Source organism: Allotabrizicola aquatica (SeqCode), assembly GCF_965194375.1.
Classification (GTDB): domain Bacteria; phylum Pseudomonadota; class Alphaproteobacteria; order Rhodobacterales; family Rhodobacteraceae; genus Tabrizicola_A; species Tabrizicola_A aquatica.
Genome location: NZ_CBDAEL010000005.1, coordinates 112,451 through 135,491 on the forward strand (window position 1 = coordinate 112,451; position 23,041 = coordinate 135,491).

Consider the following 23,041-nt stretch of genomic DNA (forward strand, 5'->3'; position numbering starts at 1 on the left):
AACCCCCCGGAGTATTTAGGCCAAGATGAAAGGCGAAAGACATGACCGAGATTGGTGAGATTTGCGAACCGGCCCGCGCACGTGCAGGGCGGTCGGGCGGTCGGCAGGCGCGGGTTGCGATGCGCGCAGCACCTTTGGCCGATGATGTGCGCCCCGTGCGCGCAGGCATGCCGGGGGGCCAGTACAAGCCCCTGAGCGACGAGGGCGTGCGCCAGATCCATGAGGCGGCGCTGGATGCGCTGGAGCAAATCGGTCTGAGCCAAGCCCCGCCCTCGGGCGTGGAGATCATGACCGCCGCCGGTGCTGTTCAGGGCGATGACGGTCGGATGCGCTTCCCGCGCGCCTTGGTCGAGGATATGCTGGCGGTGGCTGCGCGCAACATTACGCTGCATGCCCGCGACCCCAAGCAAGACCTTCACCTGAGCGGCACCAATGTGCATTACGGCACGGCGGGTGCGGCGGTGCATATCGTGGATCCGGTGACCCTGGAGTACCGCGAAAGCACCGCGCAGGATTTGTATGACGCGGCGCGGCTGGTCGATAACCTTGACAACATTCACTTTTACCAACGCACGATGGTGTGCCGTGATGTGATGGACAACAAGGAGATGGACCTTAACACGCTTTATGGCTGCCTTGCAGGCACCACAAAGCATGTGGGCACCAGCTTCTCGGACCCCTCGCATGTCGCCGATTGCTTTGAGATGTTGCATATGGTGGCGGGTGGCGAAGAGAAGTGGCTGGAGCGGCCCTTCGTGTCGAACTCCAACTGCTTCGTCGTGCCGCCGATGAAGTTTGCCGAAGAAAGCTGCATCACCATGGAGGATTGCATCCGCCGTGGTATGCCGATGCTCTTGTTGTCGGCGGGTCAGGCTGGCGCCACGGCACCGGCGCCGATTGCGCTGACCATCGTGCAGGCGGTGGCGGAATGCTTGGCGGGCGTGGTCTATGTCAACGCGATTAAGAAGGGGGCGCCGGCGATTTTTGGCACCTGGCCCTTCGTGTCGGATCTGCGCACCGGCGCCATGTCGGGTGGGTCTGCCGAGCAGGCGCTTTTGACCGCCGGTTGCGCGCAGATGCACCGCTTCTATGACTTGCCCGGCGGGGCTGCGTCGGGGATTTCCGACAGCAAGCTGCCCGACATGCAAGCTGGATGGGAGCAGGGCATCACCAACTCGCTGGCCGGTCTGGCGGGTCTGAACATGTGCTATGAGGCCGTCGGCATGCATGCGAGCCTTCTGGGCTTTTGCCTCGAAAGCCTGGTCTTGGGCGATGACCTCTTGGGCCAGACCATGCGTCTGGTGCGCGGCATCGATGTGACGCCTGACAGCACCTCATTGGATGCCATGAAAGAGGTCTGCTTGGGTGGCCCGGGCCATTACCTCGGTTCGGATCAGACGCTGAAGCTGATGCAGACCGAATACATCTATCCCAAGGTCGGCAACCGTATGAGCCCGAAGGAATGGAACGAGGCGGGCAAGCCCTTGTTGCTGGACACTGCCATCGCGCGCAAGAACGAGATCCTGTCCAAAGCGGGCTGTGTTGTCGACGGCGAGATCGACCGCATGATCCGGGCCCGGTTCAACATCTACTTTAAGTGAGGTTGTTATGATCCCGGAAAATTTGGATAAATTCTATATCAACGGCCGGTGGGTCGCGCCGCATTCTGCGGCGCGGATGGGGGTGGAAAACCCTGCAACCGAAGAGATCGTGGCCCAAGTCGCCTTGGGCGATCAGGCCGATATCGATGCGGCCATCGCGGCGGCGCGGGCGGCCTTTGACGGCTGGACCGTGCGCCCGGTGGCTGAGCGCATCGCCGTCTTGCGTCGGGTGCTGGAGATTTACAACGCGCGCTCTGAAGAGTTTGCGCAAGTGATGTCTACTGAGATGGGCGCGCCGATTGAATGGTCGCGGGGCGCTCAGGTGTGGGCGGGGCAGGTGCATATTGAGGCCACGCTGAAGGCGGCGGAAGCCTTCCATTGGGAAGAGATGCGCGGCACCACCCGGATTATCCGCGAGGGGATCGGGGTTTGTGCGCTGATCACGCCGTGGAACTGGCCGATGAACCAGATCGCCTGCAAAGTGGCCCCGGCCTTGGTCGCGGGTTGCACCATGGTGCTGAAGCCGTCGGAAATCGCACCGATGTCGGGGGTGTTTTTCGCGCAGGTTTGCCATGATGCGGGCGTGCCTGCGGGCGTGTTCAACCTTGTGAACGGCACCGGCCCCGATGTGGGCGCGCGGATGTCGTCGCATCCTGACGTGGATATGGTGTCCTTTACCGGGTCAACTCGGGCAGGCACGGCTGTCGCGGCAGCTGCCGCCCCGACTGTGAAGCGGGTGGCGCAGGAGTTGGGGGGCAAATCGCCCAATATCATCCTGCCCTCGGCCGATCTGGAGGCGGCGGTCAAGGCGGGCGTGGCGGGTTGCTTTGGCAATACCGGCCAGTCCTGCGACGCGCCGACGCGCATGTTCATTCACCGCAGCCAGCACGATCAGGCTTTGGAGTTTGCCCGTGCTGCCGCCGATGAGGTGGTGGTGGGCGATCCGCGCGACGAGGGCACCACGATGGGCCCGCTGATCTCCAAGGCGCAGTTTGACAAGGTGCAGGGCCTGATACAGGCGGGCATTGAGGAAGGCGCGACGCTGGTGTGCGGCGGTTTGGGCCGTCCGGCTGGCATGAACCGGGGCTGGTTCGCGAAGCCGACCATCTTTGGCCATGTCACGCATGAGATGACCATCTCGCGCGAAGAAATCTTTGGCCCGGTCCTGTCGATCCTGCCCTATGACAGCATCGATGACGCGGTTCGTATGGCCAATGACACGCCCTATGGACTGGCCGCCTATATCGCGGGGTCGGTTGAAGAGGCCAAGCCCGTGGCGCGCCGCCTGCGGGCGGGGACGGTGAACCTCAATTACCCCGACTGGGACACCTTTGCCCCCTTCGGAGGTTACAAACAATCGGGCAACGGGCGCGAATATGCCGACTGGGGCATCCATGACTTCTGCGAGGTCAAGGGTGTGGTCGGCTGGGGCGCCTAAGCGCGGTCAGACAGCAAGATAAGACACCCGCGCGGCGGGCAGGGAGACAACATGCATTACGGATATATCGGCCTTGGCAATTTGGGGGCGGCCTGTGCAGGCTGCTTGGTGAAGGCGGGCTTCAAGGTGACGGTCTATGACCTGAACCCCAAACTGGCTGAGCCTTTGGTGGCCATGGGTGCCACGCTGGCGACCAGCGCCGAAGACTTGGCGGGTGCGGTCGATCACGTCATCACCTGCCTGCCATCGCCGGCCGTGTCTGAGCGCGTGCTGCGCAACATCCTGCCCCGGATGAAAAAGGGCGCCTCGTGGGTCGAGATGTCGACGCTGGGCCGTGATGAGGTTTTGTCCCTCGCCGCTGTGGCCGCCGAGGCTGGCGTTCGGATGCTGGAGCTGCCGGTGACGGGCGGGGTGCATCTGGCCTATCAGGGCAAGATCACCATGCTGGCGGGCGGCGACAAGGATCTTTTTGATCTTCACCACGGCGCGATGGAAGCCATGGGCGACCGGATTTTCCACATGGGCCCGCTTGGCTCGTCGTCGATCATCAAGGTCATTACCAATATGCTGGCCTTCATCCACCTGAAAGCCACATCCGAGGCCTTGATGCTGGCCAAACGCGGCGGGCTTGATCTGGGGCAGGCTTGGCATGCGATTGCCGCCTCGTCGGGCAATTCCTTTGTGCACGAAACCGAAGGCGCGCTGATCTTGAACGGGTCTTATGACATCGCCTTTAACGTGGATCTGGCGCTGAAGGATCTGGGCTTTGCCTTGGGCTTTGGCAAAGAGTTCGGCGTGCCCTTGGATCTCGCCTCGATGACCAATCAGACCTATATCGCGGCCAAAGCTGCCTATGGCGGCGAAGCGCAATCGCCGATGATTGCGAAACTTCTGGAAGATCTGCTGGATACCGACTTGCGCGCGCCGGGGTTCCCGGCAAGGCTGGAGTAAGCGCGGGCGGAACAGCCGGGGGTTTCACACCCCCGGACCCCCGTGGAGTATTTTTGCCAAGATGAAAGGCGCGTGACATGGATGAGGTGGCCAAGGCGCGTATCGCGCAGGTGTTGCACCATCGAAAGGCGGGCTTGAGCCTTGGCGATCCGGTGGTGCCGCCGATTTCGGTGGCCACGACCTTTCATCTGCCTGAAGCGCAGGGGGCGGCCTATTACTATGGCCGCTCCGGTCAGCCGACATGGGATGCGGTTGAGACGCAGCTTGCGATTTTGGAAGATGCCGAGGTGGTCTCCTTCCCCTCTGGCATGGCGGCGATTTCAGCGGCCTTGATCTGTTGTCTGAAGGCCGGGGCGCGGGTGATAATTCCCTCGGACGGCTATTATGTGACCCGGCTTTTGGGGCGTGATCTTCTGCTGGTTTACGGCGTTGAGGTGGTGGAAGTGCCGACGCTGGAGATGGCGGCGGCAGAGTTCACGGGCTTTGACGTGGTCTACATCGAGACGCCGTCGAACCCCAGCCTTGATGTCATCGACATTGCCGCCATTGCCGCGCGCGCCCATGCGGCGGGGGCCATGGTGATTGCCGACAACACGACGATGACGCCTTTGTTGCAGCGCCCCTTGGATATGGGGGCCGATTTGGTGGTCGCCGCCGATACCAAGGCGCCGGCGGGGCATTCGGATGCCTTGTTCGGCCATGTGGCGGGCCGCGATGCCAATCTGATGGCGCGGATCCGCGAATGGCGGCGGCAATCAGGCGCGGTGCCGGGACCGTTTGAGGCCTATCTTGTGCATCGCGGGATTGAGACGCTTGAGGTGCGTCTTGCACGCATGTGCGAAAATGCCGCTGTGATTGCCGAGCGTCTGGCCGCGCATCCGGCGGTGACGGGGCTGCGCTATCCGGGGCGGGCGGCGGACCCGGCCCATGCGGTGGCGCGGCGGCAGATGGTGAACGGCGGCTTTCTGATCGGCTTTGAGCTGGCCGATGAGGACACAGCCGAGGCGTTCTTGACCAAATGCCCGCTGATCGAACAGGCCACGAGCTTTGGTGGCGTGCATACGGCGGCGGAGCGGCGGGCGCGCTGGGGCGATGCCGTGGCACCGGGCTTTATCCGCCTATCGATCGGCATCGAACCGCTTGAGGTCCTGTGGTCGGCCATAGAAGCGGCCCTTCCGGGCGAAAAATCCTGATCGGCCCTTGACCTTCGCCGGTCTTGCCCCCTTATTCCAACGAACCGCGAACCCTTGAACAGGAGAAGTCAGATGGCTTTCACCCTTCCCGATCTTCCGTATGCCCACGATGCGCTTGCCTCGCTTGGCATGTCGAAGGAAACCTTCGAATACCACCACGACATTCACCACAAGGCCTATGTCGACAATGGCAACAAGCTGATTGCCGGCACCGAATGGGAAGGCAAGTCTCTGGAAGACATCGTGCGCGGCACCTACTACGCCGGCGCTGTCGCCCAGAACGGCATTTTCAACAATGCCTCGCAGCACTGGAACCACAACCTCTTTTGGGAAGTGATGGGCCCGGGCGAAGACAAGAAGATGCCGGGCGCTTTGGACAAGGCGCTGGTTGAGGCCTTTGGGTCGGTTGCCAAGTTCAAGGAAGACTTCGCTGCCGCCGGTGCGGGCCAGTTCGGCTCGGGCTGGTGCTGGCTGGTGAAGGACAAGGACGGCGCGCTGAAGGTCACCAAGACCGAAAACGGCGTGAACCCCCTGTGCTTTGGCCAAACCGCGCTTTTGGGCTGCGATGTGTGGGAGCATTCCTACTACATCGATTTCCGCAATAAGCGTCCGGCCTACCTGACCAACTTCCTTGAGAAGCTGGTCAACTGGGAGGCTGTGGCCGCCAAGCTCTAAGGCTTGCGGGCACCACGCCCTTATGTCACGGATCAGCCGCCGTCCCGACAAGGGGCGGCGGTTTTCCTTTGGGGCGCGCTGGCATGACCGAGGCGACAAAAGGGGTTCTGGCGATTGTTGGGGCCTGTGTGATCTGGGGCTTTGCCACCTTATACTACAAGGCGATGTCGCATGTGCCGCCTTTGGAGGTTCTGGCGCATCGGTCTTTGTGGACGTTGGTGCTGTTCAGTGCGGTCTTGGCGCTGCGCGGGCGGCTGTCGCAGGTCTGGGCCTTGATCGCCGGTCCGAAGGGACCGCGTGTGGCCTTGGCGGGCGCGATTGTGGCGCTGAATTGGGGCCTCTTTATCTTTGCCATTCAGGCTGGCTTCGCGGTTGAGGCGAGCCTTGGCTATTACATCTTCCCACTGGTCACCGTGGTGATGGGGGTGTTGATCTTGGGCGAGCGGCTCAGCCGCGCGCAGGGCGCTGCGGTGATGCTGGCGGCACTTGCGGTGGGGCTTTTGACATGGGGCCTTGGCGTGGCGCCTTGGATGGCGCTGGCCTTGGCCTTTTCCTTTGCGCCTTACATGCTGATGAAGAAAAAGCTGGATGCGCCCGCCGCCGTTTCGGTGACCGCCGAGGTGGCGCTGATTGCGCCCTTTGCGCTGGCGCTTTTGGTATGGGCGGCCTTGGGCGGGCAGATTTTTGGCCGGGCAGGGGGCTGGTTTGGGGCGGACCTTTACTCAACCCTGATGCTGCCGGTCACTGGCATTATCACCGGGCTGCCCTTGGTGCTGTTTTCCTGGGGCGCGCAGCGTGTGCGGCTCTCCACGCTGGGGCTGGTGCAATACCTTAACCCGACCCTGCAGGCCTTTTCCGCCGTCCTGGTGATGGGGGAGCCCTTTACCCCGTGGCATGGCGCGGCCTTTGGTCTGATCTGGGCGGCGCTGGCGGTCTATTCGTTCGAAGCTTGGCGGCAGGACAGGCGTCAGCAGAGGGCGGCGCGCAACGCGGTTTCAAGTGACCCGACATCGGGCACGCTGGTGTAAAGCCGCAGCATTGACGCGTCGGCAAAGCCCTGCGCGACGATATGGGCCAAAAGTGCTTCGAGCGGTTGCCAATAGCCTTCGCTGTCCACCAGAAAAATCGGCTTTTTGTGCAGCCCAATCTGCGCCCAGGTCAGCACTTCGAAAAACTCATCGAGGGAGCCCGCGCCACCGGGCAGGACCACGATGGCATCCGAGTTCATGAACATGACCTTCTTGCGCTCGTGCATGTCCTCAGTGATGACAAACTGCGTTACATCGCGCTTGCCGCGTTCAGCCCCCATCAGATGCGTTGGGATGACACCCATGGTTGCGGCCCCGGTCCCTTGGGCGGCGCGCGCCACCTCGCCCATGATGCCCACATCGCCCGCGCCATAGACCAGCCGCCAGTTGTTGGCCGCGATCATCGCGCCGGTGGCGCGACCAGCCTCGGCATGGGCGGGGTTGGAGCCGGTGCGCGCACCGCAGAACACGCAGATCGAAAAACGGGGAGCTGTCATCTTCACGATCCTGAAAAAAAGGTTGCTTTCAGGGATGTAACGAGGTTCCCATGCAAAGAAAAGAAGGGCTTGGGGAGACAGGCAATCATGAAGGCAAATGGATCGGCCAAAGGGGCCGTGGCAATTGGTGTGACGGTGCTGGCCGTGATCAGCGCACTTTGGGTTTTGCGCCCGTTGCAACCTGACGCGCCAGAGCCCGAGGCCGCCGCTGTCGAGGCCCCAGCCCCTGCGCCTGAGCCTGCGCAAACCGCCACGCCTGAAGCGACCGCCGCCGCTCCTGCGCCCGAGGCCACGGCGCCCGAGGCTGCCGCACCTACGCCGCGCCTTGATGTGGTGCGGGTGGATGAGGGTGGGCTTGCCACCATCGCGGGCACGGCCGCGCCGGGTGCCATGATTTCCTTGCGGCTGGACGGTGTGGAGCTGAGCCAGATCGCGGCCGACGCCTCTGGTCAATTTGCCACGCTTCTGACGCTGTCGCCTTCGGAGACCCCGCGCCTTTTGAGCCTTGTGCAGATCAACCCCGATGGGACCGAAATCGCTGGGCCGGACAGTCTGGCCCTTGCGCCGGTCAAGGCCCCTGAGGTGACCGCCGAGGCGGCCGCAGAGACTACGCCAGAGACAGCAACTGAGACTGCACCTGAAACGGCGGGCCTTTTGGTCTCGCCTGAAGGGGTCAGCGTCGTAGAGAACGGCAGCGCCTCTGCCGCGCCTGCCATGCCGATTTCGATCGAGACCATTGCCTATGGTGCGGCCGGAGAGGTCAATCTTTCGGGCATGGCCGGATTGGGCGCCAAGCTGCGGATCTATCTGGACGAGGCCCCGATTGCCGAGGCCGTGGCCGACGACACTGGCAAGTGGAGCGCCGCGCTGGCCGATGTGGCGGCGGGCTTACATGTTCTGCGCGTCGATGAGGTCGATGCCGCTGGGGCCGTGGTGTCGCGGTTCGAGACGCCGTTTGAACGTGAGGTGGCGACGCATGAGCTTGCCGCGGCGCAGACCGAGGCCGCAGCACCCGAGGTGGCGCCAGCCAGCGAACCCGCCACCAGCGAACCCGCCGCGGCTGAACCAGCCGCAGAGGCCGCAGCGCCCATCACCATCACCGTGCAGCCCGGGTTTACGCTCTGGGCCATCGCGCGCGATACCTATGGCGATGGGGTCCTGTATGTGCAGGTGTTCGAGGCCAACCGCGATAAGATCAAGGATCCTGACCTGATCTATCCCGGACAGGTCTTTACCGTGCCCCAACCTTAAGCCGCGGCGCGGGTGGCCGGCCGGGGCCTCCGGCGGGAGTATTTTTGCCAAGATGAAAGCGGAAGGCCGTGGTTTTGGCCGCGCGTGACCGTTCGGCGCGGGCCTGCAGGGTTGGTTGCGCGTTGATGCGGCATTGAACAATCCCCCCCCCAACTTTAGGGAGGAGGTCAGCACCGCCATTGATGAGTCTTAACCATGCGCCGCCACACCGCCACATCTTCCGATCAGCACGGCCAGTCCGCTTCGGGCTGGGCCACTATTGCCCGGGTTCTGCCCTATCTTTGGCCCGAGGGGCAGGGCTGGGTGAAGCGCCGGGTGGTGGGGGCGCTTTTGTTGTTACTGGCGGCCAAGCTGGTGTCATTCATCTCGCCCTATATCTACAAACTGGCCGTGGATGCCCTTGGCAGTTCGGTGGTCCGAGACCCGGTCTGGATGATGACCTTCGGCGCTGTGGGGCTGGTGATTGCCTATGGCCTTGCGCGGCTTGGGGCGGTGGCCTTTGGAGAACTGCGCGATGCGGTCTTTGCCCGGGTCGGGCAGCGCGCCATCCGGCGTTTGGCCATAGAGACCTTTCGCCACATCCACGCCCTTTCCCTGCGCTATCACATCACCCGCAAGACCGGTGGCCTGAGCCGGATAATTGAGCGCGGCGTCAAAGGTGTCGATTTTCTTCTCCGCTTCATGCTGTTCTCGGTTGGCCCGTTGATCCTTGAGCTTTCAATGGTTTCGATCTTCTTTTCGCTCTATTTCGGCTGGCAGTACATGGTGGTCGTGGTGGTGACGATCGCGATTTACGTGGCCTTCACCTTCAAGGTGACGGAACTGCGCGTGCGCATCCGCCGCGAGATGAACGATCAGGACACCGACGCGAACCAAAAGGCGGTGGACAGCCTTTTGAACTTTGAAACCGTCAAGTATTTCAATGCCGAAGCCCGTGAGGCCGCGCGCTATGATGTGGCGATGCAGCGCTATGAGGTGGCGGCCGTCAAGACCGGGCAGAGCCTGTCGTTCCTGAATGCCGGGCAGTCTTTCATCATCACCACAGGGTTGGTGATTGTGATGATCATGGCCGCCAAGGGCGTGCAGGCCGGGGTTCTGACGGTGGGCGATTTCGTGATGGTCAACGCATATATGATCCAGATCACCATGCCTTTGAACTTTCTCGGTACCGTCTACCGCGAAATTCGGCAGGCCTTGGTCGATATGGGCCAGATGTTCGGCCTTCTGGGCCAGCCCGCCGAGGTGGTCGACAAGCCCGGCGCAGCCCCCATTGCGGTGCGCGGTGGCGAGATTGTTTTTGACAATGTGAGCTTTGCCTATGATCCGGCACGCGCCATTTTGAAAGGCATTTCGCTGACGGTGCGGCCTGGGCAGAAGGTCGCCCTTGTTGGCCCCTCGGGATCAGGCAAATCGACGATCGGGCGGCTCTTGTTCCGGTTTTATGATGTCACCGGCGGGGCCATCCGGATTGACGGCCAAGACATCCGCGATGTGCAACAGACCAGCCTGCACGGCGTGATTGGCGTTGTGCCGCAGGACACCGTTTTGTTCAACGATACGGTTTATTACAACATCGCCTATGGCCGCGACGGCGCGACTGAGGCCGAGGTGCATGCCGCCGCCAAAGCCGCGCGCATTCATGACTTCATCATGTCCTTGCCCGACGGCTATGACACCACGGTGGGCGAGCGGGGCCTTAAGCTTTCGGGCGGGGAAAAGCAGCGCGTCGGCATCGCCCGCACGCTGTTGAAGAACCCGCCGATCCTGATCTTGGACGAGGCGACCAGTGCCTTGGACACCCAGACCGAGCAGTCGATCCAAGAAAGCCTGACCGAGATGGGGCAGGGCCGATCGGTCATCACCATCGCGCACCGGCTGTCGACGATTGCGGATGCCGATTGCATTTTGGTGCTGGAAGATGGCCGCGTCACCGAGCAGGGCAGCCATGACGAGCTTTTGGCGCTTGACGGCAAATATGCCGCCATGTGGGCGCGCCAATCGGCCGAGGAGCAGGATGTGGCGGCCGCCTGAGGCCCCTTGACCGACCCCGCGCAACAGGCCAAACCCGGGCGCATGGTTCCGCAAGACAAACTCGCCCAGATCACCCAACGCTTTGAGTTTCTCGAAGCGCGCCTGAACGCGGGTGCCGCCCCGGCGGAAATCGCACAGGTGGCACGGGAATACTCGGACTTGAAACCAGTGGCCGAAGAGATCGCGGCCTACAATCGGGCGCTGGCCGATTTGGCCGAGGCCGAGGCGATGCTGGCTGACCCCGACATGAAGGCTTTGGCCGAGGAGGAAATCCCCGCGCTGAAGGCCCGCATCCCTGAGATGGAAGACCGTCTGCGGCTGGCGCTTTTGCCGAAAGACGCCGCCGACGCTCGCCCCGCGATCTTGGAAATCCGGCCCGGCACCGGCGGCGATGAGGCGGCGCTCTTTGCCGGTGATCTCGTTCGCATGTATCAGCGCCACGCCGAGCGCATGGGCTGGACATGGGAGGTTTTGGAGCATCAGGCATCGGACCTTGGTGGCATCAAGGAATTCACCGCGCTGATTTCGGGCGAGGGGGTCTATGCCCGGCTGAAATACGAATCCGGCGTGCACCGGGTGCAGCGCGTGCCCGAAACCGAAGCGCAGGGGCGGGTTCATACGTCGGCGGCGACTGTGGCCGTGCTGCCCGAGGCGGAGGAGGTGGATATCGACATCCCCGCCTCTGATATCCGCATCGACACCATGCGCTCATCGGGCGCGGGTGGCCAGCACGTCAACACCACGGATTCGGCGGTGCGGATCACGCACTTGCCCACTGGCATGATCGTGACCAGCTCGGAAAAATCCCAGCACCGCAACCGTGAGATCGCCATGCAGGTCTTGCGCGCCCGGCTTTATGAGGCGGAACGCGAACGGCTGCACAGCCAGCGTGCGGCGGATCGCAAGGCGCAGGTCGGCAGTGGGGATCGCTCCGAGCGCATTCGTACCTACAATTTCCCCCAAGGCCGAATGACCGACCACCGCATCAACCTGACACTTTATTCGCTGGGTCAGATCATGCAGGGCGATATTGGCGAGGTGATTGACGCGCTGACCTCTCATGATCAGGCGGCCAAACTCGCCGAGATGGAAGGATGACCGCGAACGAGGCGCTGCGCGCGGCCATCCCGCGCCTGCGGGCGGGTGGCATTGAAGATGCGGCGCTGGATGCGCGTCTTTTGCTGGCCCATGCCCTTGGGATTGCCCAAGACCGCCTGACGCTGCACTTGCCCGAGGGAATGACCACGCCGCAAGGGGCGGCCTATGAGGCGGCGATCACCGCCCGGCTTGCCCGCCAGCCGGTGGCGCAGATCATCGGCCAGCGCCAGTTCTGGGGGCTGACTTTCCGCGTGACGCAAGACACGCTTGACCCCCGCCCGGACACCGAGGCTTTGGTGGCCGAGGCGCTGAAGGCACCCTTCCAGACCCTGCTGGACCTTGGCACTGGGACGGGCTGCATCCTCTTGTCCTGCCTTCACGCGAGCCCGCAGGCGCAAGGTTTGGGCGTTGATCTCTCGCCCGCAGCCCTTGCCGTGGCCGAAGGCAATGCCCAATCTCTGGGTCTCGCCTCCCGCGCCGAGTTCCAGCCCTCGGATTGGTTTTCCAATGTGACGGGCCGTTACGACCTGATCGTGTCGAACCCGCCCTATATTGCCGCGGATGAGATGCCCACCCTTGCCCCCGAGGTGCGCGATTGGGAGCCGCATCTGGCGCTGACACCCGGTGGGGACGGGCTGGCGCCCTACCGCATCATTGCGGACAAGGCACCGGGGTATCTGACAGGGCAGGGCCGGCTTTTGGTTGAGATCGGTCCAACCCAAGGACAGGCGGTGTCGGCACTTTTCGCCGCAGCAGGGCTGCACAACATCCGTATCCTGCCTGATATGGATGGCCGCGACCGGGTGGTTGCCGCGACGATGGCTTAAGGCCCGACCGATCAGGCATATGGCTGATCCTGCTGAAATTCTAAACAAACCAAAGAATCCGCTTGCCAGAGCGCGCGCATGTGATAATCCCGATGACAGCACATCGCTTGGCCGCCAAGGCCGCTTTGGTGCTTAACGCCAGCCACCCCGCCATTTCACTCGCGCCCCGATGGGCGACAGGCGCAGGGTCACCGTCCCAAAGGTCAAGATGCGCTCTTCCAAGTCCCGCTCGCGTTCCAAGCAGAACCGCCCGCGTACCCTCGGCAACATTATCAACCGGGTGTTCGACAGTTCGGGTCCCGAAGGCAAGGTGCGTGGCACGCCCCAGCAGATCATCGAGAAGTATCAGCTTCTGGCCCGAGACGCCCAACTGTCGAATGACCGCGTGGCCGCCGAAAACTTCTTGCAGCACGCCGAGCATTACACCCGCCTTCTGGCCGAGGCCATGCGCGAACAGGCTGCCGAACAAGAGGCGCGTCAACAGCAGCCGGGCGGCGGTCAGGGCAATGGCCCGCGGGACCGCAATGAGCGGGGCGATTACCGGGGCGACTATCGCGGTGAGCAGCCCAGCGATGCTGGCTATGCCGCCGAGGGCTTTGGCGTTGTGGGGGGCGACGATGATGGCGCCCTTGTCGAATTGCCGGAATCCCGGCCTCAGCAGGGCCAACAGCCCTCGCAGCAGCGCCGCGACGACTATCGCCGCGATGACCGCAACCGCGACCGTTCGCGGGATGATCGGCCCAGAGACGACCGTCCGCGCGACGATCGTCCGCGCGAGGATCGCCCCCGCGACGACCGTCCCCGTGATGATCGCCCGCGTGATGACCGGCCTCGTGACGACCGGCCTCGTGACGATCGGCCCCGCACGGAGCGTCCCCGCGATGACCGCCCGCGTGAGGAGCGCCCCCGCGAAGATCGCGTGCGTGAGGACGACCGTCCGCGCGAACAGCGCCGCCGCGCGCCCGAGGCTCAGGCCGAATTACCCTCCTTTATCACCGGCGCGCCCGCCGTTGCGCCTGCGGCTGAGCCGGTAGCCGCAGCACCCGCTGCCGTTGCCGAAGCGGCCAAGCCCGCCCGCGCACCGCGCGCCCGGAAGCCTGCGGCAGCAAAAGCGACAGAGTCCGCGCCCGAGGCCCCTGAAGCGGCTGAATGATAGATTGACCAGTCACAGATGGCCCGCGCCCCCGGCGCGGGCCATTTTATTTGGCCAAGGCCCGCGCCAGCGCGCAGAACCCCTCCAGCGATATTTCCTCGGCCCGCTGCGTGGGCTGAATACCCGCCGACACCAGCCGCTCTTCAATATCCGGCCCCCAAGCCTTGAGGCTTGACCGCAGCATTTTGCGCCGCTGGTTAAAGGCCATCGCCGTCACCCGCTGCAAGATCGCCTCATCAGCGGGAAAGCGCGGCTCGTCCAGCCGCGTCAGATGCACGACCGCCGAGTGCACCTTGGGGGCAGGGGTAAAGGCCTCGGGTGGCAGATGCATGACGATCTTGGCATCGCAGCGCCATTGCGCCAGAAGCGCCAGCCGCCCGTAATGGTCACTGCGCGGCTTGGCCACGATCCGTTCGGCCACTTCCTTTTGAAACATCAGAGTCAAGGACTGCCAGACTGGCGGCCAGACCTTGGGTGTCAGCCAACGGATCAACAGTTCAGTTCCCACGTTATAGGGCAGGTTCGCCACGATCTTGATCGGCGGGGTCAGATGCGCGAGCACATCCACCTCCATCGCATCGCCGTTCACAACGTCCAGCCGCCCGGGATAGCGCGCTGCAATCTCGGCCAGTGCGGGCAGACAGCGCGGGTCTTTTTCCACCGCCAGCACCCGCCGCGCGCCTTCCACGAGTAGGCCCCGCGTCAAGCCACCGGGGCCGGGCCCCACTTCCAGCACATCGCAGCCCGACAGATCGCCCGCCATGCGCGCGATCTTGGCGGTCAGGTTCAGATCCAGCAGAAAGTTCTGCCCCAACTGCTTTTTCGCCACCAACTCATGCGCCGCGATCACCTCGCGCAGGGGGGGAAGGCCGTCAATCGTCGCCATGGTCAGCCTTTCGGAACAGATCTTTCGCTGAAGCCGCGTGAGATGCGCCTCTTCGTCGAAACGCCATTACCCCGCTTGCCGGGCAAGCGCCATATCCCGCGCCAGCCGCAGCGCGGCGATCATGCTGTCGGGCCGTGCCAGCCCACGCCCGGCGATGTCACAGGCCGTGCCGTGATCGGGCGAAGTGCGGATAAAGGGCAAGCCTAAGGTCACATTCACCCCGCCGTCAAAATCCAGCGTCTTGATCGGGATCAGTGCCTGATCGTGATACATGCAGATCGCCACATCATAGCCAGCCCGCGCGCGGGCATGAAACATGGTGTCCGCCGACATTGGCCCGACAATGGCCATGCCCTCGGCCCGCAAGCGCTCCAGCACCGGCGTGATGATGCGGGTCTCTTCATCGCCCATTGCCCCGCCTTCGCCTGCGTGGGGGTTCAGCCCCGCAACCGCAATCCTTGGCTGTGCAAGGCCGCAATCGCGGATCAGCCCGGCATGGGTGACGCGGATTGTCTCTTCCAACAGCTCCGGGGTCAAGGCAACGGCGACATCGGACAGCGGGATGTGAATGGTCACTGGCACCACCCGCAAGAGGGGGCTTGCCAGCATCATCACCACCCGCTCAACGCCTGCGAGATGGGCCAGAAACTCGGTATGGCCGGGAAAGGCAAAGCCCGCGCCGTCCTTCAGCGCCTTTTTGTGCAAAGGTGCCGTGCAGACCGCGCCCACCGCACCGGACATGGCCAATCCCACCGCGCGTTCGATCACCTCGATCACGCCGCGCGCGTTGTCGGGCACCAGAACGCCGGGTGGGTTTTCGGAGGTGAAAGGATGGGCCAGCACCGGCAAGACCCCGGCAGGCACCTCGCGCGCCTGATGCGGTGCATCAACCAGCTGGTAGGCGCTGCCCTTGGGAAGATGCCGTGGATCGCCGATCCAGATCATTTCAAGATCAGGCAGGGCCGCACGCGCCGCAACGGCAAGTTCCGGCCCCACGCCCCCCGGCTCGCCGCAGGTCAGCGCAATGGGGGCCAACATCTGCCGTGTCATTTATCGGTGATGATGGCTTCAGAGCGCAGCTCTTCCAGATAGATATCGGCCAAAGCCGACAGCCGCTGGTTCAAAAGCTGCTCGCGCACCACCTCGCGTTCAGGCTGCAGATCAGGCGCAGGCCCGCGTGAGCACAGCATCACAAGCACGCGCCAGCCATTGCGGCTGATCCGGGTTGAGGTTTCGCCTGCATCCAGTGTCGCCAGCACCGCGCCGATATCGCCGCCCACGGCTGATTGCGGTTGGCTTTCGCGGAGCAGCCGATCTTCGGGCAGGCCCTTGGCCACGGTGTAAAGATCGTCGCAGGTGTCGGCTTTGGCGCGCGCGGCCGCAAGCTCAGCCTCGGCATTGGCGCCTTCGGGCACGAGAAACTGGGCATAATCCACCCAAGTTCCTTCGGTCTGGCCCAAGGGGTCTTCGCCGCGCTCAACCAGCCAGTAGATCACCACGCGGTCTTCCAAAAGGACAGGGCGTGACATGCCGCCCGGCGCCAGCCGTGCCAAGGCGCTGCGGGATGCTTCGGGCAATTCGGACAGCCGCTGCCAGCCGATGCTGCCGCCCGATCCGGCGGTCTCGCCTTTGGAATTGGCGCGTGCAGAGGCTGCGAAATCCGCCTCGGTCTCAATCTGCACCTGCAGACGCCGCGCCAAAGCCTGAGCGCCTGACAGATCGCCATTCTCGCCCGGCAGCACCAGTTCCAAAAGCTGCAGGCGGCTTGCCCCGGTCGGCTGGAAATTCGCAATGGCGCGGTCAATCTCGGCCTCGGTGATGGTGACACCGCCGCCATATTTCGCCCGCACCACCTCGCGCCAGACCATCCCGGCTTCGACGAAATCACGGAACGATTCCGAGGCGAGGCCCATCTCGCCAGTCAGTTCCAAAAACTCCTCGGTCGTTAGATTGGCCCGGCCCGCGAATTCTTCCATGCCAGCGAGCACCTGATCCGGCGCAATCGTCAGTCCGACCGCTTCGGCGGCAAACAGGCGCAGACGATCCTCGATCAGGCTGGTGCGGGCCAGTTGCGGCAGGTCGCCTTGTTGTTGCAAAATCTGCAGAAAAAGCTGCCGTTGCTCCAATTCATATTGCGTGATGACCCGGTCATTGACTGACAGCACCGCTTCGAACGGGTTGGCCATGGCCTGTGGTGCGCCGCCAACTGCCGCCAGCAATAGCCCCGCGCCCAAGGCCAGCCGCCGCAGCCCGCAGCCTGCGACACTCCATCCCATCCGGTTCCGCATCGGTTCTGTCTTCATCGCCTGCATTCGTCCGCCATCCCTGACCACATCGTCAGTCAACCCAACCGTCTCATCGGCCCAACGCTCATCCCCGGCACTGCCGCGACGGGCCCGGCACGGTTGACCCGCCAAAGCCCAAAAGCTCAACCGAGACCGAAAGATCCGTGGTCGGTCTCACACTAGTCGAGGATGTGAACCGACGCGAGAGAGAAAGATCGACCAACAGGCATTCGTTGCGAAACATCAGCCCAAGCCCTGCGTTCGAGGCGCGGCGCGCTTCAAGGTCATAACGGTTGGACAGCCGCGCTTGCCAGCCCGCCTGACCCAACGCGACACGGCCATCAAAAACCACTTCGCGTGTGTCGATGGTGCGTCCCTCGGTAACATCCGCCTGGTGATACAAAAGTCCCGCCTCGAGGCCATAGCGGGGTTGGTCGTGGGCCAAGAGCATTTCAGCTTTGGTGAGGCCAAAGGAATTGTCCAACAACAGACGGCTCGTGAGTTTCGTGCCATTGGCGTGAGTGACTTGCCACGCCGCCAGCCAGTTCGAATTTCGCCCATCCAGCCCCGATCCTGCGGTGAACTGCGTCAAGTCTTTACTGCGGATTACCCGGCCCAGTGTGACACCCAGCGTCCAGCCTGCCGGATCGCGGCGCAGGTAGTTCACCCCCAGATTTGCCCGAACCCCACGTTCCACCGCATCTGCCCCGGGAAAGCGGTTCAGGCTGAACAGATTGCCCTGATCGAACTCCACCAGGACCGAATCCTCATTGGCCAGGTTTGCCGCCCGGCTTGGTGCAGCCACAACTTGAATGACCGGTTCCAACAGGTGATTGACCCCGCCGCGGCCTGCCTTCACCAAGGGCCAGCGCAGCTCGGCGGCAAAGGCACCATGGCTGCGGCTGTGGGTGCCCCCGTAGACCGAGGCTACATCGCCGATGCGATAAAGATCCGTCGTCACCTCGCCCAGAACACCGAACACCAGACCGTTGTCCGAAATCCAATCGCGCCGCCAATCCGCCCGGATCCGCGCCCGCGCCACATCGCGCCCGTTGGTTATGCCGTCGACCTCATCGCTTCCGTCGATGTCGACAGCGTCATCCGAGGCTCTATAATGTCCATGGGTCGCGAACTGCAATCCGCCCTGACCACCCAGCGGGCCGAGGCTAAAGCGGCGCTGCCATGTCAGGTCACCCAAGCGTGCAGCCAAAGTGTCGGGGTCCTCACCCGCCCTAAGCGTCCGGATCGAGATCAGCCGTGCCGCGATATGCTCGCTGCGCCGCGTACGCGTTACCGAGATCACGCTGTTCAACCGGTCAGCATCAGACAGGCCATAGTCGAAAAGCAGCGCGCTGTCGGACACCATCTGCGCGTCAAAGCGCAGCTCAAAGCCATCGGGCAGATCAAACCGACCTTCGGCGCGCCCATGGCCCCGTGTCCCTCCGGTCTGCAACCGGTCATTCGCCGCGATGCCTGAGAGAGAAATTTCGCCGGTCCGAAACGCCTGGCGATAGCGCAACTCCACCGCAGTCACGTTCTTGGTGGCAAGAAACGGCGTAATCGTTAGGTCGCGGCTGGGGCCAAGCGTCAGAAAATAGGGCCAGCGCAGCCCAGTGCCCAGCGTTGATGTGGATTGCAGCTGCGGCATCAAGAACCCGCTGCTCCGGTTGAGCGTCGGATCAGGCATCCGCAGGCGCGGGAGGTAAAACACAGGAACGCCACCCAGCCGCAGCGAGGCATTGTCGAAATAGATCTGCCGTTCAGTTTGATCATGCACCACGCGGCGGGCGCGAATCTCCCACAGCGGGGTTGGGTTCTCGGCGCAAACCTTGCAGGACGAGGCGACAACCCGCGTCATCGCCGTGTAGCGCCCTCCGAGCCGCATGACCTCGGCGGCGGCCAGTTGCAGCTGGTCGTTCATCACCACCCGGGCCGAGCGCAGGATCCCCTCGGACATATCGGCCTTCAACTCGGCCTGATTGGCGAGCACCGTGACCCCACTGCCATCGCTCAGCGTGATCGGTCCTTCGATGGTCAGGCTGTCAGCCACCCGGTCATAGGTCAGCCGCGCTGCTGTCAATCGGCGGCCCTGATAGAAGATCTCGACCGCGCCATCTGCCACCAAGAGACGGTCGCTTTCGATGCGCAGCGCATTTGCCACCAGCGTCGCTTGATCCTGCGCGCGCGCCACGGGGCCGGGCAGTGCGGCCAGCACAAGAACCGCCATCATCAAAAGAATGCGCCGCATGTCAGCCATCCTCCAGATGCAACAAGAGGCTCAGCGCCAAAAGGGCTGCTGCGATCGGCGGGCTCCAGGCCGCGACCAGAATCGGGATCTGGCCATTTTCCCCAAGCACCTGTGCAAAGCTGCGCAGGAAGAAAATCAAGAACCCCCCAATCAGGGCATAAAGCACCATCTGCCCGGTCTGGCCAAAGCGCGCATGGCGCATGGTAAAGCCCGCCGCTACCAGCACCATTGCCGCCATCAACAGCGGCAAAGCGAGTTCCATCTGATAGCTCAAGCGATAGGCGTTGCCAGAAAATCCTGCGCGTTCAAGTGCTTGGGCTTGGGCGGTTAAATCCCAAAACGCCACCGCCGCGGGAGAGCCCAGCTTTTCCACCAATTCCTGCGGCGTAAGATCTGTTGGAAGGGGCAGGGCGGTTAAGGTCACCGCTTGGGCTTCTGGATTGTCTTCGGCGAAATCCCAGCGTTTCGCCTTTTCCAAGATCCATTGCCCGGGCTCAAGTTGAGCCTGTTCGGCGACGATCCGGCCCGTGATCCGGCCATCTGGCGCAAACAGATGAAAGGTGACCCCAGTCAACTCGGCCCCCCCGGCTGAAACGCTGTTGGCATGGATGACGGTTTGACCTTCAGCATCGCCTTGGCGCAACCAAAGACCCTCGGCCGACAATGACAGCACCGCGGGCGCATCGCTGCCGCCTGTCGCCCGCGCCGCGGCGCGCAGGTCATATTCTTTCGAGGTCGCCGCCACCAACGGGTTCAACACCGTCACCGCGAAGATGCCAATCGCCAGTGCCGTTGCAATGGGCGAAACCAAAAACCGCAGACCAGACCGCCCGGCGGCGCGCACCACCACCAGTTCAGACGATTTGGCTAGACCTAAGAACAGCGTGATCCCCGCCAGCACCATCACCAATGGCAAGATCAAATACATATTCTGCGGCACATTCAGCACCGCCAAGACCAAGGCTTCCGCCACCCCAATCCCGTTTTGGGAAAACCGGCGGATCTGCTCGATCAGGTCGATCAGGGTCAAAACGCCGAAAAACACGCCAAAGACCCGCAGAAAGCTGCCGAGAAAACGCCGCGCGATATAGAGGTCCAGCGTCATACAAAGGCCCTCCGGACGCGCCGTGGCCGCTCGGACCACCACAACATGCTGCCCCCCAGTGCCACACCAAAGATTGGCGCGGCATAGGCCCAAATCCAGCCCTTATCAGACCGCAGGCCCATCCCGGTGGCTACCGTGGATACCCCTTGCACCATCACCAAAAGCACAATGGCCACCCCGACCTGCCGCCACAATCCAAACCGGCTAAATGAGCCCATCAAAAGGGCGGCAAAGCCAATCAGCGAGGCGCCAACTGCCAGAAACGGCTGAGCAAAGCGGTTGTGGCCGTCATAGAGGAAATCCGCCCGGGTCGCCCCAGTTTCAGCCAAATCTGCCGGATCGGCGGCCAAAAGCTCGGCCGTGCTGAGTGCATCAATATTGCGCGCCCCGGGCGTGATCTGTGGGATCAATCCTGCCAGATCATAGGTGAAATCGGCAAAACGCGTCAGTGACAGCCGCTGCGTTTGGGCATCGATTTGCTGCACCAGCCCATTGAACATCAACAGTTTGGGCCCCGTCTCGGTGCGGGCAAACAGCGCCTTTTGGGCGGTATAGGTCGTGGTCCTGTCGGGGTTGCGCGCATCGGTCAGAAACAGGTCCAACAATTCCCCCGAAGGCGCCAACTCACGCACATAAAGCGTCAGGCCCGGCGCGGGATGCGTGAACCGCCCGTCTGTCAAGAAGCGCGCCGTCACGTTCTGCCGAATCTCGGCATAGCGCAGGACCAAGGCCTCACGGCTGGCTGGGACCAGCACGTGGGTCAGCACCAAGAGCCCCGCCGCCACGATCAGCCCGAAGATGAGAACCGGCCGCGCCAGCCGAAACGAGGAAAACCCCGTGGCTTGCATCACCACCATTTCGCTGTCTTGGGTGAGCCGATTGGCCACAAAGACCGCCGCCGCAAAGGCGGCAATCGGCAAGACAACGCGGATCACATTGGGCAGGGTCAGCACGGAAAACTCCAAGAACACCAGCGCGGTCTGACCATCCCCGATCAACTGGTCAAACAAGCCCACCGCCCGATTCACCCAATAGACCAGCACCAACACCAGCGCGAAAAAGCCGAAGACGGCCAGAAGCTGGGTCAGCAGATATCGGTCGAATCTGGGCAAGAGACGCTAATCCTTGTGGCGTTTGCGCCTTTGACGGTATCAACATTCCCGGACAGGGAAAACTGCTATCTGGCCAAGCCCGGGCCCCTTCGTTAGCTTTGCGCAAAAAGCCGCGCGAATGTTCGGGCGGCACCAAGAGGATCTTCGATGAACCAGCCCGTCGCTTTGACCTTCACCGCAACCGACCTTGACCGTCTGGCCAGCGCCCCCGGCCTTGTGGCGCTTTTGGCCGAGGGTGACGCCCCCTCCAGTCCCGCCGCGCGCCGGTTAGACCGGTTGACCCGCGGCATGCTGACCCGCGCGCTCTCCAGCGCCGATTGGGTGCGTGTCAAGACCGGCGACAGCCTGACACTGGCCTATCCCGCCGGGCTTGCGGCCGAGGCGCTGATGCTGGTCAAGCTGCCGCGCAAAGCGACCGCGTTAGAGGCGCGCAAGGCCGGTGCCGCCATTGGCCGTGCCTTGGGCACGGGCGGCGCGCATGTGCTGGCTGAAACCCATCCTCAAGCGGCCGAGATTTCCTTCGGACTTGCGATGCGGGCCTATGACTTCACCCCCCATAAGTCGGGCGAGAAAAAACACCTTGGCCCCGTCGCGCTCGCCTGCGCCCGCCCCGAGGCTGTGGCCGCCGCCGCCGCGCCCTTGGCCGCGCTCAGCGAAGGGGTGTTCTTCACCCGTGATCTGGTGAACGAACCGGCCAATGTCCTGACAACCGAGGATTTCGCCGCCCGTCTGGCGGCGATGCATGAGTTGGGGCTCGAAGTCGAAATCCTTGAAGAGGCCGATCTGAAAAAGCTCGGTATGCGCGCACTTTTGGGCGTGGGGCAGGGCTCGGAAAGCCCGTCCAAGGTCGTCGTCATGCAATGGAAGGGTGGCAAGTCGGGCGAGGCCCCCTTGGCGCTGGTGGGCAAGGGCGTCGTCTTTGACACGGGCGGTATTTCCATCAAGCCCGCCGGTGGCATGGAAGAGATGACCATGGACATGGGCGGCGCCGCCGTCGTTGCAGGCGTCATGCGCAGCTTGGCCCTGCGCAAAGCGCGCGCGAATGTCGTTGGCCTTGTCGGTCTCGTCGAGAACATGCCCGACGGGAAGGCGCAGCGTCCGGGCGATGTGGTGCGCTCTATGAAGGGCGACACGATTGAGGTGATCAACACCGATGCCGAGGGCCGCCTCGTCTTGGCCGATGTGCTTTGGTACACGCAAGAGCGCTTCAAACCTAAGGGCATGATCGACCTTGCCACCCTGACCGGCGCCATCATCGTGGCCTTGGGCCACGAAAATACCGGCGTGTTTTCCAATGACGACGCCTTGTGCAACGCCTTCCTCACCGCCGCCAAGTCCGAGGGCGAGGGCGCGTGGCGCATGCCAATGGGCGATGGCTATGACGCCAAGCTGAAAAGCCGCGTGGCCGATATCGTCAATTCCTGCGGCCGCGATGGTGGGGCCATCACGGCAGCCCATTTCCTGCGCCGCTTTGTCAAAGATGACATGCCGTGGATCCATCTCGACATCGCGGGCACGGCGCTTTTGAAATCCGAGAGCACGCTCGCCCCCAAAGGCGCGACCGGCTGGGGGGTGATGGCGCTCAACCGCCTGATCCGCGACCATTTTGAAGGTAAGGCGTGACCTTGGCCTTTCATCTTGGCCCAAATACTCATGGCAACG

At 63.2% G+C, this 23,041-nt stretch carries 18 protein-coding genes and 1 pseudogene; 12 read left to right on the plus strand and 7 right to left on the minus strand.

Going from position 1 to position 23,041, the window contains the following annotated elements; genetic code table 11:
• The first annotated feature begins 41 nt into the window (after positions 1-41).
• The 6 genes from AC72UB_RS08960 to rarD all read left to right on the plus strand — a co-directional run bounded on the left by AC72UB_RS08960 (position 42) and on the right by rarD (position 6,886).
• A complete protein-coding gene (locus tag AC72UB_RS08960; protein WP_505189459.1) occupies positions 42-1,601 on the plus strand; it encodes a trimethylamine methyltransferase family protein in 1,560 nt (519 codons plus the stop codon).
• A 7-nt stretch (positions 1,602-1,608) separates the two neighbouring features.
• Entirely contained in the window at positions 1,609-3,039 is a 1,431-nt protein-coding gene (locus tag AC72UB_RS08965; RefSeq protein WP_505189460.1) for an aldehyde dehydrogenase family protein, read from the plus strand.
• Between the two features lie 18 nt (positions 3,040-3,057).
• Positions 3,058-3,990 (plus strand): NAD(P)-dependent oxidoreductase, encoded by a 933-nt coding sequence (locus AC72UB_RS08970; protein WP_505189514.1) that lies wholly within the window; start codon positions 3,058-3,060, stop codon positions 3,988-3,990.
• Between the two features lie 77 nt (positions 3,991-4,067).
• Positions 4,068-5,183: a cystathionine gamma-lyase gene (locus tag AC72UB_RS08975; protein WP_505189461.1), complete on the plus strand. Its 1,116-nt coding sequence runs from the start codon at positions 4,068-4,070 to the stop codon at positions 5,181-5,183.
• Positions 5,184-5,255: 72 nt separating this feature from the next.
• A complete protein-coding gene (locus tag AC72UB_RS08980) occupies positions 5,256-5,858 on the plus strand; it encodes a superoxide dismutase (RefSeq protein WP_505189462.1) in 603 nt (200 codons plus the stop codon).
• Positions 5,859-5,941: 83 nt separating this feature from the next.
• Positions 5,942-6,886, plus strand: a complete 945-nt coding sequence (gene rarD, locus AC72UB_RS08985; RefSeq protein WP_505189463.1) for an EamA family transporter RarD — start codon at positions 5,942-5,944, stop codon at positions 6,884-6,886.
• On the opposite strand, the gene AC72UB_RS08990 is transcribed toward rarD, so the two are convergent.
• Entirely contained in the window at positions 6,826-7,383 is a 558-nt protein-coding gene (locus tag AC72UB_RS08990; RefSeq protein WP_505189464.1) for an LOG family protein, read from the minus strand. The genes rarD and AC72UB_RS08990 overlap by 61 nt on opposite strands.
• 87 nt (positions 7,384-7,470) lie before the next feature.
• Here AC72UB_RS08990 and AC72UB_RS08995 point away from each other — a divergent pair, with 87 nt between their 5' ends.
• From AC72UB_RS08995 to AC72UB_RS09015, 5 genes and pseudogenes are all read left to right on the plus strand, one after another.
• Complete coding sequence (locus tag AC72UB_RS08995) at positions 7,471-8,634, plus strand: LysM peptidoglycan-binding domain-containing protein (protein ID WP_505189465.1); 1,164 nt, start codon at positions 7,471-7,473, stop codon at positions 8,632-8,634.
• A gap of 195 nt (positions 8,635-8,829) precedes the next feature.
• The gene (locus AC72UB_RS09000; RefSeq protein WP_505189466.1) at positions 8,830-10,665 is read left to right on the plus strand and encodes an ABCB family ABC transporter ATP-binding protein/permease; all 1,836 of its coding nucleotides are present in this window, start codon (positions 8,830-8,832) and stop codon (positions 10,663-10,665) included.
• A gap of 42 nt (positions 10,666-10,707) precedes the next feature.
• On the plus strand, positions 10,708-11,763 hold the full coding sequence (prfA, locus tag AC72UB_RS09005; RefSeq protein ID WP_505189467.1) for a peptide chain release factor 1: 1,056 nt from the start codon (positions 10,708-10,710) through the stop codon (positions 11,761-11,763).
• Positions 11,760-12,590, plus strand: a complete 831-nt coding sequence (prmC, locus tag AC72UB_RS09010) for a peptide chain release factor N(5)-glutamine methyltransferase (protein WP_505189468.1) — start codon at positions 11,760-11,762, stop codon at positions 12,588-12,590. The genes prfA and prmC overlap by 4 nt, the downstream gene beginning before the upstream one ends.
• 208 nt (positions 12,591-12,798) lie before the next feature.
• Positions 12,799-13,054 (plus strand): annotated as a pseudogene (locus AC72UB_RS09015) (DUF4167 domain-containing protein); the annotation flags it as partial.
• 735 nt (positions 13,055-13,789) lie between these two features.
• Here the strand turns inward: AC72UB_RS09015 and rsmA are convergent.
• The 6 genes from rsmA to lptF all read right to left on the minus strand — a co-directional run bounded on the left by rsmA (position 13,790) and on the right by lptF (position 21,379).
• Positions 13,790-14,629 (minus strand): 16S rRNA (adenine(1518)-N(6)/adenine(1519)-N(6))-dimethyltransferase RsmA, encoded by an 840-nt coding sequence (gene rsmA, locus AC72UB_RS09020; RefSeq protein WP_505189469.1) that lies wholly within the window; start codon positions 14,627-14,629, stop codon positions 13,790-13,792.
• A gap of 66 nt (positions 14,630-14,695) precedes the next feature.
• Positions 14,696-15,667 (minus strand): 4-hydroxythreonine-4-phosphate dehydrogenase PdxA, encoded by a 972-nt coding sequence (pdxA, locus tag AC72UB_RS09025; protein ID WP_505189470.1) that lies wholly within the window; start codon positions 15,665-15,667, stop codon positions 14,696-14,698.
• Between the two features lie 8 nt (positions 15,668-15,675).
• Positions 15,676-16,905 carry a peptidylprolyl isomerase gene (locus AC72UB_RS09030; RefSeq protein WP_505189471.1) on the minus strand — a complete coding sequence of 410 codons (1,230 nt, stop codon included), beginning with the start codon at positions 16,903-16,905 and terminating at the stop codon, positions 15,676-15,678.
• Between the two features lie 94 nt (positions 16,906-16,999).
• The gene (locus AC72UB_RS09035) at positions 17,000-19,162 is read right to left on the minus strand and encodes an LPS-assembly protein LptD (RefSeq protein WP_505189472.1); all 2,163 of its coding nucleotides are present in this window, start codon (positions 19,160-19,162) and stop codon (positions 17,000-17,002) included.
• Between the two features lies 1 nt (position 19,163).
• The gene (lptG, locus tag AC72UB_RS09040; RefSeq protein WP_505189473.1) at positions 19,164-20,267 is read right to left on the minus strand and encodes an LPS export ABC transporter permease LptG; all 1,104 of its coding nucleotides are present in this window, start codon (positions 20,265-20,267) and stop codon (positions 19,164-19,166) included.
• On the minus strand, positions 20,264-21,379 hold the full coding sequence (gene lptF, locus AC72UB_RS09045) for an LPS export ABC transporter permease LptF (RefSeq protein WP_505189474.1): 1,116 nt from the start codon (positions 21,377-21,379) through the stop codon (positions 20,264-20,266). Before lptF ends, lptG begins: the two co-directional genes overlap by 4 nt.
• 147 nt (positions 21,380-21,526) lie before the next feature.
• Between lptF and AC72UB_RS09050 the strand changes: the two genes are divergently transcribed.
• Positions 21,527-23,002 (plus strand): leucyl aminopeptidase, encoded by a 1,476-nt coding sequence (locus AC72UB_RS09050; protein WP_505189475.1) that lies wholly within the window; start codon positions 21,527-21,529, stop codon positions 23,000-23,002.
• Positions 23,003-23,041: the final 39 nt, after the last annotated feature.